We start from the raw sequence: 12,174 nt of genomic DNA on the forward strand, positions 1-12,174 counted from the left end.
ATCAGAAAAGCGATACGAGAGGAGTCAGGATGGCGGTCACGGCATCGTAGCCGAGACTGACGAGCGGCCGCAGCCAGAATTTCGTCAGCGTCCCCGTGATGACCAGCGCCATCACGATAAAGAAGCCGTAAGGCTCGATACGCGACAGCATGATCGACGGCCGCGGCGGCAACAACGCTGCGAGCACGCGCCCGCCGTCGAGCGGCGGCAGCGGAAACAGGTTCAACACGCCGAGCACCAGATTGATACCGACGCCAGCCGCGGCCATCCGCGTGAAGAACGGTTCTTCGACGTTGAACGCTGCCAGCGCGACACCGACCACGCCCCACACCAACGCCTGAACAAAATTGCATAGTGGACCGGCCAGCGCGACCCACAGCGATCCCCAACGTGGATTGCGCAGATTGCCGAACGCGACCGGCACCGGCTTCGCATAGCCGAACATGAACGCGCCGCTTGTCGCGAAATAAAGCAGAAGTGGAATCGCGATCGTGCCGAGTGGATCGATATGCCGCATCGGATTGAACGAAACGCGGCCGAGTACGTAAGCGGTGTTGTCGCCCAACATGCGCGCGACGTAGCCGTGGGCGGCTTCATGCAGCGTGATCGCGAAAATCACCGGCAACGCATAGACGACGATGGTTTGTATCAGGGAAGAATCCATAGCTGGTTATTGTAACAATGCCGCCGGGCGCGGCCGCGCTGTTTCCATCATTACCGCATTAATTTCGGCCTTGCCGTTCGCGCGCACACCGCCGCTTGCGCTGTCTCTGCAGCGGCGTGGCACGCTCATCAGGCAGGTTGTTCGAGGCCGAACGGCGCCAGACTGCCGCGGCCGGGCCGCACCAGCACCGGCTCTTCGCCGGTTAGATCGATGACCGTCGACGGCTCGCAAATGCACGCGCCGCCGTCGATCACCAGATCGATCTGCTTCTCCAGCCGCTCGCGGATTTCTTCAGGATCGTTCAGCGGCTGCGTTTCGCCCGGCATGATCAGCGTGGTGCCGAGCAGCGGCTGACCGAGCGCTTCGAGCAGTGCCAGCGTGATTGCGTGGTCGGGCACGCGCAGGCCGATCGTCTTGCGCGACGGATGCGACAGGCGCCGCGGCACTTCCTTGGTGGCCTGCAGCACGAACACATACGGGCCTGGCGTCACCGATTTGATCAACCGGTATTGACGGTTGTCGACCATCGCAAAGCTCGACAACTCCGACAGGTCGCGCACCAGCAGCGACAACAGCGCGCGGTCGTCGAGATCGCGCACGCGCCGCAGCCGCTCGGCCGCCTGCTTGTCGTCGAGCCGGCAACCGAGCGCGTAGCTCGAATCGGTCGGCAGCGCGACGAGCCCACCGCCGCAGACGATCTGCGCGGCCTGCTTGATCAGGCGCGGCTGCGGATTGTCCGGATGGATCCGAAAGTATTGGGACATGATGAGGATTCGGGGGACGGAAATACCGTTGCTGCCGTTGCTTTTCGCACGGCAGGTACCCATGCGTGCGCGTCTGTTACTGCCGGTGCTGTTGCCGCTGTTGCTATTCCCACCGCCGCCGCAGGGCCTGCGGCGAAACGCGGCTTCACAGCCAGCGTTCCCACACAGGCTTAAGGTCGGACGGCAGCGGCGGCAGGCTGCCCAACTCGACGCGCCCCTCGCCCACCGCGTGAAAGTCGGAGCCGCGCGACGCCTCGAAACCGAAGCGGCGCGCAACGTCCGCGTATTCGGCGTATTGGTCCGGCGTATGGCTGCCGGTGATCACTTCGATCGCCTTGCCGCCCAGATCGATGAACTCGCCGAACAACGCGCCGAACTCGAGCGGTGTGTATTCGTAGCGGCCCGGGTGCGCGATGATCGCCTCGCCGCCCGCCGCCTGAATCCACTTGACCGCATCCGCCAGCTTCGCCCAACGATGCGCGATATAGCCTGGTTTGCCGTCGCCGAGATAACGCGTGAACGCGTCCTGGGTCGACGTGCAGCAACCGCTGTCGACCAGATAGCGCGCAAAGTGCGTACGCGAAATCATGTCCGGATTCGACACGTACTTCAGCGCGCCTTCGTACGTATCGGGCAGCCCGAGCGTGGCGAGCTGCTCGCCCATCGCTTCGGCGCGCGCGGCGCGGCCGTTGCGGGTGCGCTCGAGCCCATCGATCAACGCCTGGCAGGCCGGGTCGACATGCAGGCCGACCACGTGCACCGTACGCGACGCCCATGTCACCGAGATTTCGACGCCGCACAGATAGTCCATGCCGAGTTGCTGCGCCGCGTCGCGCGCTTCCGCCTGGCCGCCGATCTCGTCGTGATCGGTGAGCGCCCACAGCGTCACGCCATGAGCGTGCGCGCGGCGCGCGACCTCCGCGGGCGCGAGCTGCCCGTCGGATACGGTGGAATGGCAATGCAGGTCGGCGTTCATTGCAGGGTAAAACGCTGGGTTGATAGCGCTAGTTGAAAGTTGTCTGGCCATTTTACTGCAACGCAGTAAGCGCACGCAGAGGATTTGCTAGCCGACGGTGGCAGCGGCGCCGATGTCGGCGGCGGGTGTTGTGGCTGCTGAACGGGAGAAATTGCACGTCACCGCGGGCACGCCCAGCCGCACAACCAGCAGCACAACCAGCAGCACAACCACGGGCATAGTCTGCACGCAAACCGTGGGCACAACGCCGCGCGCCACTCCAGCGCCAATCCTTATGCGCAAAAAGTCATGCGCGCGTCACACGCGGCATCACGCACAAAACCCCTCGATCAACGCGGCAATCTGCTCCGGCTGGTCGTGATGCACCATGTGGCCGGCGTCGTCGACGATCTTTTCGCGCCAGTCGGGAAAAGCGCGAAAGCGCGCCTTGAATTCGTCGAGCGGGACCTCTGCGGCGATACTCGCGAGCGTCGGCGAGCCGGCGGCCTCCACGTGCAGCACCTTGGCGCTCACCTGCGACCAGACTGCCATCACCTCGTCGAGGCGGTACAGCAGCGGACCGCGAATCTTGTGCGCAGGGTCCGCGAGCAGCATATAGCCGCCGTCGCCATCCGGTTTCGACCAATGCTGCGCGAGAAAGCGCGCGCGTCGCGCGTCGAGCCGCGCGTTGTTTTTCACCAGACGCGCTGCGACGTCGTCGAGCGACGCGTAGCGGCGCAGTTGCCGCGGCTCGCGCATTTCGTCGAGCCAGGCCGCGAGGCGCCGCGGCGCCTGCGACGACTTCGCAGCCGCGAGGCCGAAGCCCTCGAGATCGACCACGCGCCGCACCCGCTGCGGCCGCGCACCCGCATACAGGCATGCCACGTTCGCACCCATGCTGTGGCCGACCAGATTGACCGCGCCCTGCGGCACATAGTGGTCGACCAGTGCCTCGAGGTCCGACAGATATTCATGAAACCAGTAACTGCCGCCGCCTTGCTGGGCCGCCGGCCAGTCGGACAGGCCGAAGCCGCGCGCGTCGGGCGCGATCACCTGCCAGTCGCCGCCGAGTGCATCGACGACGAACTGGAACGACGCTGCCACGTCCATCCAGCCGTGCAGCATGAAGAGCGTAGGCGCGCCGGGGCTGCCCCAGCGGCGCACGTGCAGGCGCACGCCGCGCACGGTGACGAACTCGGATTCGGAACGGGATTCGGTCATCGATGGGTTGCTCAAAAAAGAATGATCGTTCGATTATATCGGTATCGCTCGCGCGTTGTCGCACGCGGCGGCCGAAGCATTGCTCAGCCTTGCGCGGGCGCTTGTGCCGACACCTGGGCGGACTCTTACGCCGGTTGTCGTGCCGGTTGTCGTGCCGGTTGTCGTGCCGGTTGTCGTGCCGGTTGTCGTCCGGTTGTCGTCCGCTTGTCGTCCGCTTGTCGTGCCGCTTGTCGTGCCGCTTGTCGTGCCGCTTATTGCGCTGGCTGCTATGCAACCGATGGCGGCACGTCCAGCGCGGCAAGCGCGGCCAGTTCGGCCTCGTCGAAACCGGCGTCGCGGCGCGCCTCGAAGTTGAACGGCCCGCGCAGCTTCGGCGCGTGATACTGGTCGGCAAGTCGCAGATAAGTGCTGTGCGGATCGGCCTGTCGCTGTTCGCACAGGTAACGGAACCAGCGGTTACCAATCAGCACATGGCCGATTTCATCGCGCAGGATCACGTCGAGAATCGCCGCCGACGCGTGGTCGCCCGCCTGCTGCAAACGCGCGCGGATCGGCGGCGACGCGTCGAGGCCGCGCGCCTCCAGCGTGCGCGGCACCAGCGCCATGCGCGCCAGCACGTCGTCGCGAGTGCGGTCGCACATGTCCCACAGACCGTCGTGCGCGGGAAAGTCGCCGTACGCGTGACCGAATTCGGCGAGCCGCGCGGTCAGCAGCGAAAAATGATGCGCTTCCTCCGCAGCAACCTTCAGCCAGTCGATATAGAACGCCACCGGCATACCGGCAAAGCGCCATACCGCGTCGAGCCCGAGATTGATCGCGTTGAACTCGATGTGCGCGAGCGCATGCAGCAGCACCGCGCGCCCTTCTTCCGACTGCATGCTGCGCCGCCCGAGTTTGCGCGGCTCGACGAGCGGCGGCCGCTCCGGCCGGCCAGGCAGGCCGGTGGGCTCAGTGAGTTCGCGCTGCGGGTCGAAGCACGCCGCGCCGGAGGCGACCCGCGCCTGCAGATCGCGCGTCGCCGCGGCTTTGGCGACCGGGTCGGATTCGCGCAAGATCGTCAGCGCCTCGCTGCGAGCACAGGGTTGAGCAACCGGGGCGGGATCGTCGAAAGGCATGGTGGACAAGCTGAAACGGGTGAAGGCAGAAGGTACGCATTATCCGGCGGTAACGGATGCAACGCAGCACGAAACAAGACCGCGAAGCGACCCACGAGACACTGCCGCGCAACGCGGGCCATAGGGGCAAACCGAAGGCGGCAACGCGCTACGCCCGACTAATCGCATCGTAGCCGGACGCGATCGCTATGCCATTACCGCAGCTGCGCGCGGCACGGGTGCGACCGTCATCCACGCCCTGTGGCCAGTTCGCAAGCAGCCCACACCGCCAACGCACGGCGCAGAAAGCCGACAGAATGCCCACGAAAGTCATCCGCCGGCCGCCCGGCAATCCGGCCACTCGCACTGTCACGCGAGCAATGTGCGCATACGTTTACAATACGCGATTCAACCTCGCGGCGCGGCGCCCCCGCTCTGCGGCCCCGGTCTCGTCCGGGCCGCCCGACGGCGCGCGATGCGTCCCCTGATCACCCAGGAGTCCCAGTGGCAATCTACAAGCTTGGCGACGCAGCCCCCACGGTTCATGAAAGCGTGTTCGTTGCGGAGTCCGCGACGTTGATCGGCAAAGTCACCGTCGAAGAAAACGCCAGCATCTGGTTCGGCGCCGCGCTGCGCGCGGACAACGAGCCGATCGTGGTCGGCGCCGGCAGCAACGTGCAGGAAAACGCAGTGCTCCATACCGATCCGGGCTTTCCGCTGACGATCGAAGCAAACGTGACGATCGGCCATCAGGCGATGCTGCACGGCTGCACGATCCGCGAAGGCGCGTTGATCGGGATTCAGGCGGTGGTCTTGAATGGCGCGGTGATTGGCCGCAATTGTCTGGTCGGCGCCGGCGCTGTCGTCACCGAAGGCAAGCAGTTTCCGGACAACTCGCTGATTCTGGGCGCGCCGGCCAAGGTCGTGCGCGAACTGACCGAAGCCGATATCGCCAATATGCAGCGCGCCGCGGCCGGCTATGTGACACGCCGCGAGTTCTACAAGGCGCAGCTTGTGCGCATTGGGTAACCAGGCGCCCTGGGCCGGCCGTCGACCACGGCCGACCGTACGCTGCGCGACACCATCAAGGAAGGAAAAGTTGTGAGTGACCAGTTGCAGAAGTTCATGTTCGGCGCGGCGCCTGTGCGCGGCGAGATCGTTTCGCTGCGCAATACGTGGCAACAGGTGCTGGCGCGCCGCGACTACCCGACGCCGGTACGCGTCGTACTCGGTGAAATGATGGCGGCGTGCGCGCTGCTGTCGGCCAACCTGAAGTTCGACGGCACGCTGATCATGCAGATTTACGGCGACGGGCCGGTCAAGATGCTGGTCGTGCAATGCCATTCCGATCTGTCGCTGCGCGCCACCGCGAAGTTTTCGGGCGACGTGGCCAGCACGATTACCGACGATATGTCGATGGTTGAACTGATCAATGCGAGCGGCCATGGCCGTTGCGTGATCACGCTGGACCCGCGCGACAAGAAGCCGGGGCAGCAGCCGTATCAGGGCATCGTGCCGCTTTCGGGCGAAGACGGCCCGCTGACGACGATGTCGCAGGTAATCGAGCACTACATGCATCACTCGGAGCAGCTCGACACGCGGATGTGGCTCGCAGCGAACAGCGAGCGCGCGGTCGGCATGCTGTTGCAGAAGCTGCCCGGCGACGGCGGCATCGTCCCGCATCCGGGCGAGCTCGACGCCGATACGTGGGAGCGTGTCTGCACGCTCGGCAGCACGCTGTCGCAAAAGGAGCTGCTGACCGAAGAGCCGGCTACGCTGTTCCGGCGGCTTTTCTGGCAGGAAAACGTGCATCACTTCGAGCCTGCGAATACGCGCTTCGAATGCACGTGCTCGCGCGAGAAGGTCGGCGGTATGCTGAAAATGCTGGGTCGCGACGAAGTGGACAGCGTGATCGAGGAGCGCGGCCACGTCGAGATTCACTGCGACTTTTGCAACCAGCGGTATGAGTTCGACCCGGTCGACGTCGCGCAACTTTTCGTTGCGGGCGCGCTCTCAGGAGGCGTGGCGCCCGCGGCTGAGCAACGTCACTGAGCAACGTCACTGAGCGGTTCCGGCGGCTCGCGGGCTTTGCGGCGACAGTTGGGCGGCGGCGCGTCGTGCGCGCACCTGCCGCCGGCTTCGATCTACTGAATCTTGCCTGGGCGCCCGGCCAATGGAGGCCGACATGAACACTTTCTCGTCACTGGTGCTGCGTCACGTGCGAACCACCGCGACGTTGTCGATGTTCGGCGCGGCAGGTTTGCTCGCCGGCTGCGTGATGGATCCACCGGGGCCGTCACCGATCTATAGTCGCTTGCCCGCCGATCAGGCTGGCACAGCAGAGCATCCACTGACGCCTGAAGAGCGTGCCCGCTACGACGCGATCGACAGGCAGGTGCTCGCCGAGCAAGACCAGGCAATGGCCACGGAAGCGGCAGCACAGGCGTGGTCGCGCTACTACTCGCCACCGGTGTCGGTGTACGGCAGTTACTACGGCGGCGGCTGGGGGCATGGCTGGGGCACCGGAGTGGGCGTCGGTGTCGGCTATCCCGGCTGGGGATGGGGCTGGTAGACGGTCCGCCTGGGGGGGCCGCCTGGTATAGCCGTGAACACCCGGCCGGGCAGCGATCCGGGCCCCACGCTTCAGCCCCATGCTTCAAGCCCCACGATTCGAGCGCCAAGCCCCGCGCTTCAAGCCCATCAACGACAAAGGCGCGGTAAGCACCGCGCCTTTTCTTTTGCCCGCCTGACTGCGCACCACTTTTTCGTGCCGCGCCGTCAACCCGCGCTCTTCCCCTTCGTATCGTCCTTCGCGTTCTTTTTCGCGCCATGCTTGCCGCGCTCAGGCTTCGGCCGGGATTCGGGATTGGGCACCACCCGCACCGGCGCGGCCGACATCTGCCCGCGCGTGGACGTATTGGCCGACGGCGAATTCGATGCCGGCAACGGCGCGTTCGGCGACACGAACTGCACGAACACTTCGCTGTCCTTGACCATGCCCATCTCGTAGCGCGCGCGCTCTTCGACGGCGGCCGTGCCGCTTTGCAGATCCTGGACTTCGCCCGCGATACGTTCGTTGCGGACTTTCTCGTCGGCGTTCTTTTGCAGCTGCTGGTCCAGCTGTTGTCGCAGTTCGTGCACGCGCAACCAGCCTCCATGGCCCCACCACAGCGGGAACTGAATCAGCGCCAGCAGGATGATCAGGGCGACGGTGACAAGGCGCATGAAAAGTGGATCACATTCGAATAAACGCCGCCCTGCGCTCAACGCAGGGCGGCGGGTCAATCAGCAAGAATGATGAAGCTTAAGGGCATCAACGCAGATTGTAGAACGTGGATTTACCCGGATAGCTGGCGATATCGCCGAGATCTTCCTCGATGCGCAGCAGCTGGTTGTACTTCGAGATACGGTCGCTGCGCGACAGCGAGCCGGTCTTGATCTGGCCGGCATTCAGGCCGACCGCGATATCGGCGATGGTCGAATCTTCGGTTTCGCCCGAACGGTGCGAGATCACCGCCGTGTAGCCGGCGCGCTTGGCCATCTCGATTGCCGCGAAGGTTTCCGTCAGCGTGCCGATCTGGTTGATCTTGATCAGGATCGAGTTGGCGATGCCCTTCTCGATGCCTTCCTTCAGGATGCGCGTGTTGGTCACGAACAGATCGTCGCCGACCAGCTGGATCTTCTTGCCGAGCTTGTCGGTGAGGATCTTCCAGCCTTCCCAGTCGCTTTCGTGCATGCCGTCCTCGATCGACACGATCGGGAATTTGTCCGCGAGCGCGCCGAGGTAATCGGCGAATTCGGTCGACGACAGTTGCAGGCCTTCACCCGCCAGCTGGTACTTGCCGTCGTGGTAGAACTCGCTCGCCGCGCAGTCGAGCGCGAGCAGTACGTCTTCACCGGCACGGTAGCCGGCTTTCTCGATGGCTTGCAGGATGGTCGACAGGCATTCGTCGTTGCTGCCGAAGTTCGGCGCGAAGCCGCCTTCGTCGCCCACTGCGGTGCTCATGCCGCGATCCGACAGGATCTTCTTCAGCGCGTGGAACACTTCCGCGCCGCAACGCAGCGCTTCACGGAAGGTCGGCTGGCTGACCGGCACGATCATGAATTCCTGGATGTCGAGGCTGTTGTTCGCGTGCGCGCCGCCATTGACGATGTTCATCATCGGCACCGGCAGTTGCATCGCGCCCGAGCCGCCGAAGTAGCGGTACAGCGGCAGGCCGGCTTCTTCGGCAGCCGCCTTGGCGACCGCCATCGACACCGCCAGCATCGCGTTCGCGCCCAGGCGCGACTTGTTGTCGGTGCCGTCGAGCTCGAGCAGCGTCTTGTCGAGGAACGCCTGTTCCGACGCGTCGAGGCCCATGATTGCCTCGGAGATTTCGGTATTGATGTGCTCGACCGCCTTCAGCACGCCCTTGCCGCCGTAGCGGCCGGTTTCGCCGTCGCGCAGTTCGATTGCTTCGCGCGAGCCGGTCGATGCGCCCGACGGCACCGCAGCGCGGCCCATCGTGCCCGACTCCAGCAGCACGTCGCATTCGACGGTCGGATTGCCTCGCGAATCGAGAATCTCGCGACCGATGATATCTACGATAGCACTCATGGTTTCCTCAAGAAGTTACGGTAAATTCTTTACGGTTGAAACGTCCGGTGCCGATGCGCCGCTGGCTGTGGGCAGCACGCCGGACGCGTTCGGGGCGACCATCGGGTTGCATCGTGCCGCGCTGGCCACTTGTTGCCAGCTCCGGTTGCAACAGACATTGCAACCGGAGCTCGCGACGGACCGGCGCGGCACGGCATCAGTTGAAATCGTTCTCGAGAAACGGCGTGCGCTTCACGGCCTGATCGAGCGTGAGCAAGGTCTCGAGCAGGTCGGCCATGCGATGCAGCGGCACCGCGTTCGGACCGTCGGACTTCGCTTCTGCGGGGTTCGGGTGTGTTTCCATGAACAGCCCGGCCACGCCGGTCGCCACCGCCGCGCGTGCCAGCACCGGCACGAACTCGCGCTGGCCGCCGGAGCTCGTGCCCTGCCCGCCCGGCAGCTGCACCGAGTGGGTGGCGTCGAACACGACCGGTGCGCCGGTCTCGCGCATGATCGCGAGCGAACGCATGTCGGACACGAGGTTGTTATAGCCAAACGACACACCGCGTTCGCAAGCCATGAAGCGGTCTTCGGACAAGCCCGCTTCGCGCGCTGCATTGCGGGCCTTGTCGATCACGTTCTTCATGTCGTGCGGCGCGAGGAACTGGCCTTTCTTGATGTTGACCGGCTTGCCCGAGCGCGCGCACGCATGGATGAAGTCGGTCTGGCGGCACAGGAAGGCGGGCGTTTGCAGCACGTCGACCACGGCCGCGACCTGCTCGAGCTCTTCGATGCTGTGCACGTCGGTCAGCACCGGCACGCCGAGCTGACGCTTCACTTCGCCAAGAATGCGCAGGCCTTCATCCATGCCGAGGCCGCGAAACGACTTGCCGCTGCTGCGATTCGCCTTGTCGTACGAAGACTTGTAGATGAATGGGATCTTCAGCTTCGCGCAGATTTCCTTCAGCTTGCCCGCGGTGTCGATCGTCATCTGCTCGGATTCGACCACGCAGGTGCCTGCGATCAGAAAGAACGGCTTGTCCAGACCGATTTCGAAGTCGGCAAGCTTCATACTTTCTCCTCGACGCGCGCCTCATGATGCACGAGCGCCGCTTCGACAAACGACTTGAACAGCGGATGGCCGTCGCGCGGCGTGGACGTGAATTCCGGGTGGAACTGCACGCCGACGAACCACGGATGCAGGTCGCGCGACAGTTCCATCATTTCCGGCAGGTCTTCGCTCGGCGTACGCGCGCTGATGACGAGGCCACCGGCTTCGAGTTGCGGCACGAAGCGGTTGTTGACCTCATAGCGGTGACGGTGCCGTTCGTTGACGTCCTTGCCGTAGATTTCTTCGGCCATCGTGCCCGGCTTGATCGGGCAGCGCTGCGAACCGAGGCGCATCGTGCCGCCGAGATCCGATTCTTCGTTGCGCTTTTCGACCTTGCCTTCGCGGTCGTACCACTCGGTGATCAGCGCGACCACACGGTTCGGCGTTGCCGCATCGAACTCGGTGCTGTTCGCGTCCTTCAGGCCGACCACGTCGCGCGCGAATTCGATCACCGCCAGCTGCATGCCGAGGCAGATGCCGAGATACGGCACCTTCGCTTCGCGCGCATAGCGGATCGCCGCGATCTTGCCTTCGGTGCCGCGCCGGCCGAAGCCGCCTGGCACCAGCACTGCATCGAGATGCTTGATGCTGTCGACGCCGTTGCTTTCGAGCTCTTCGGAATCGATGTACTGGATGTTGACCTTGGTCGACGTGTGCATCGACGCATGACGCAGCGCTTCGATCAGCGACTTGTACGACTCGGTCAGCTCGACGTACTTGCCGACCATGCCGATCGTCACTTCGTGTTTCGGGTGTTCGAGCTTTTCGACCAGCCCCGCCCACATCGACAGATCGGCCGGCTGCGGCGACAGTTTCAGCTCTTCGCAGATCAGGCGGTCGAGGCCCTGATCGTGCAGCATTTGCGGGATCTTGTAGATGCTGTCGGCGTCCCACACGGAGATCACCGCGTCTTCGGGCACATTCGAGAACATCGAGATCTTGGCGCGCTCGTCGTCCGGAATCGGACGGTCGGCGCGGCACAGCAGCACGTTCGGATAGATACCGATTTCGCGCAGCTTCTGCACGCTGTGCTGCGTCGGCTTGGTCTTCAGTTCGCCTGCAGTGGCGATGAACGGCACCAGCGTGAGGTGCACGAAACACGCGCTGTTGCGGCCGAGGCGCAAGCTCATCTGACGTGCGGCTTCGAGGAACGGCAGCGATTCGATGTCACCCACCGTGCCGCCCACTTCGACGATCGCGACATCCGGCTCGCCGCAGGTGGCCGATGCGGCACCGCGTTCGATAAACGCCTGGATTTCGTTCGTGATGTGCGGAATCACCTGCACGGTCTTGCCCAGATAATCGCCGCGGCGCTCCTTGCGGATTACCGATTCGTAGATCTGGCCAGTCGTGAAGTTATTGGCCTTGCGCATCTTCGTGCTGATGAAGCGCTCGTAGTGGCCAAGATCAAGGTCGGTCTCTGCGCCGTCTTCAGTCACGAACACTTCGCCGTGCTGAAACGGGCTCATCGTGCCGGGGTCGACGTTGATGTAGGGATCGAGCTTGAGGAGGGTGACTTTCAGACCGCGCGATTCGAGGATCGCGGCGAGGGAGGCGGCGGCAATACCCTTGCCGAGGGAGGAGACTACGCCGCCGGTGACGAAAACATATTTGGTCATCGCTGAATGCTCGCGGGAAAAACGGATTATACCTGAAAGCAGGGGCCAGACCCAGCACTAAAACCTCGATGCGGGGCTCGCAATGGGCGTGTGTGCGACGCTTCGGGGCTACCGTTTGGGCTGCCATTGAGCTACCGTTCGGGCCGCCATTGGGCCGCCGTCAGGCTGCT

General features: G+C 64.3%; 12 protein-coding genes. 3 read left to right on the forward strand and 9 right to left on the reverse strand.

Annotated features, from left to right (window positions below):
- Window position 1: 1 nt before the first annotated feature.
- The 5 genes from ACYVNQ_RS10200 to ACYVNQ_RS10220 all read right to left on the reverse strand — a co-directional run bounded on the left by ACYVNQ_RS10200 (window position 2) and on the right by ACYVNQ_RS10220 (window position 4,719).
- Window positions 2-664, reverse strand: a complete 663-nt coding sequence (locus ACYVNQ_RS10200; RefSeq protein ID WP_460902357.1) for a site-2 protease family protein — start codon at window positions 662-664, stop codon at window positions 2-4.
- A 128-nt stretch (window positions 665-792) separates the two neighbouring features.
- A complete protein-coding gene (locus ACYVNQ_RS10205; protein ID WP_460902358.1) occupies window positions 793-1,428 on the reverse strand; it encodes an L-threonylcarbamoyladenylate synthase in 636 nt (211 codons plus the stop codon).
- Between the two features lie 145 nt (window positions 1,429-1,573).
- Window positions 1,574-2,404 carry a 3',5'-nucleoside bisphosphate phosphatase gene (locus ACYVNQ_RS10210; RefSeq protein WP_460902359.1) on the reverse strand — a complete coding sequence of 277 codons (831 nt, stop codon included), beginning with the start codon at window positions 2,402-2,404 and terminating at the stop codon, window positions 1,574-1,576.
- A 309-nt stretch (window positions 2,405-2,713) separates the two neighbouring features.
- Complete coding sequence (locus ACYVNQ_RS10215; RefSeq protein WP_460902360.1) at window positions 2,714-3,604, reverse strand: alpha/beta fold hydrolase; 891 nt, start codon at window positions 3,602-3,604, stop codon at window positions 2,714-2,716.
- A 266-nt stretch (window positions 3,605-3,870) separates the two neighbouring features.
- Complete coding sequence (locus tag ACYVNQ_RS10220; RefSeq protein ID WP_460902361.1) at window positions 3,871-4,719, reverse strand: ferritin-like domain-containing protein; 849 nt, start codon at window positions 4,717-4,719, stop codon at window positions 3,871-3,873.
- A 483-nt stretch (window positions 4,720-5,202) separates the two neighbouring features.
- Here ACYVNQ_RS10220 and ACYVNQ_RS10225 point away from each other — a divergent pair, with 483 nt between their 5' ends.
- The 3 genes from ACYVNQ_RS10225 to ACYVNQ_RS10235 all read left to right on the forward strand — a co-directional run bounded on the left by ACYVNQ_RS10225 (window position 5,203) and on the right by ACYVNQ_RS10235 (window position 7,270).
- On the forward strand, window positions 5,203-5,727 hold the full coding sequence (locus tag ACYVNQ_RS10225; RefSeq protein ID WP_460902362.1) for a gamma carbonic anhydrase family protein: 525 nt from the start codon (window positions 5,203-5,205) through the stop codon (window positions 5,725-5,727).
- A 72-nt stretch (window positions 5,728-5,799) separates the two neighbouring features.
- Window positions 5,800-6,750: an Hsp33 family molecular chaperone HslO gene (gene hslO / locus ACYVNQ_RS10230; protein ID WP_460902363.1), complete on the forward strand. Its 951-nt coding sequence runs from the start codon at window positions 5,800-5,802 to the stop codon at window positions 6,748-6,750.
- Window positions 6,751-6,883: 133 nt separating this feature from the next.
- Window positions 6,884-7,270: a hypothetical protein gene (locus tag ACYVNQ_RS10235; protein WP_460902364.1), complete on the forward strand. Its 387-nt coding sequence runs from the start codon at window positions 6,884-6,886 to the stop codon at window positions 7,268-7,270.
- Window positions 7,271-7,476: 206 nt separating this feature from the next.
- Here the strand turns inward: ACYVNQ_RS10235 and ftsB are convergent, their stop codons facing one another.
- The 4 genes from ftsB to ACYVNQ_RS10255 all read right to left on the reverse strand — a co-directional run bounded on the left by ftsB (window position 7,477) and on the right by ACYVNQ_RS10255 (window position 12,004).
- Window positions 7,477-7,923, reverse strand: a complete 447-nt coding sequence (gene ftsB / locus ACYVNQ_RS10240; RefSeq protein WP_460902365.1) for a cell division protein FtsB — start codon at window positions 7,921-7,923, stop codon at window positions 7,477-7,479.
- Window positions 7,924-8,011: 88 nt separating this feature from the next.
- Entirely contained in the window at window positions 8,012-9,295 is a 1,284-nt protein-coding gene (eno, locus tag ACYVNQ_RS10245; RefSeq protein WP_460902366.1) for a phosphopyruvate hydratase, read from the reverse strand.
- Between the two features lie 196 nt (window positions 9,296-9,491).
- Window positions 9,492-10,346, reverse strand: coding sequence for a 3-deoxy-8-phosphooctulonate synthase (gene kdsA / locus ACYVNQ_RS10250; protein ID WP_460902367.1), 855 nt, complete (start codon window positions 10,344-10,346; stop codon window positions 9,492-9,494).
- Window positions 10,343-12,004, reverse strand: a complete 1,662-nt coding sequence (locus ACYVNQ_RS10255) for a CTP synthase (protein WP_460902368.1) — start codon at window positions 12,002-12,004, stop codon at window positions 10,343-10,345. Before ACYVNQ_RS10255 ends, kdsA begins: the two co-directional genes overlap by 4 nt.
- Window positions 12,005-12,174: the final 170 nt, after the last annotated feature.

Source organism: Paraburkholderia jirisanensis, from assembly GCF_054782355.1.